Source organism: Metabacillus litoralis (assembly GCF_007994985.1).
GTDB classification, from domain to species: domain Bacteria; phylum Bacillota; class Bacilli; order Bacillales; family Bacillaceae; genus Metabacillus; species Metabacillus litoralis.
Genome location: NZ_VOQF01000045.1, coordinates 1 through 514 on the forward strand (window position 1 = coordinate 1; position 514 = coordinate 514).

Here is a 514-nt window from a genome sequence, read left to right on the forward strand (position 1 = left end):
ATAAATCGGTTAGATATTTCACTTTAAAGATATAATAGAAAGTTATTTTCACTAGGTGAAAAAACTATGGTGGAGGATGACGGGATCGAACCGCCGACCCTCTGCTTGTAAGGCAGATGCTCTCCCAGCTGAGCTAATCCTCCATATAAACCACTATTATTATAGTAGTTATACAACTTGGCGACGTCCTACTCTCACAGGGGGAAACCCCCAACTACCATCGGCGCTGAAGAGCTTAACTTCCGTGTTCGGCATGGGAACGGGTGTGACCTCTTCGCCATCATCACCAAATAAATGGTTTACGGCTTCCGATGAACTTCACATTTCCACGTCATCGATGCTCGTCAACATCCTCACGTACTAAAGTACGCTCCGGTGTCTCCTAGGGTCGATTCCTTGAACTGTTCGTTCCTCGAAACCCTCTTACTCTTTACAGAGTCTTCGGGAATATGATATTCCTTCAAAACTAGATAACGATTATACAATTCAATTCACTGACGTTCGCTTAAATATT

Annotated in this window: 1 tRNA gene and 1 rRNA gene; both read right to left on the reverse strand. The window is 43.4% G+C overall.

What is annotated here, in order from left to right:
- Window positions 1-67: 67 nt before the first annotated feature.
- Window positions 68-143: transfer RNA gene (locus tag FS935_RS23035), tRNA-Val, on the reverse strand.
- A gap of 32 nt (window positions 144-175) precedes the next feature.
- Window positions 176-291, reverse strand: a 5S ribosomal RNA gene (rrf, locus tag FS935_RS23040).
- Between the last annotated feature and the right edge of the window lie 223 nt (window positions 292-514).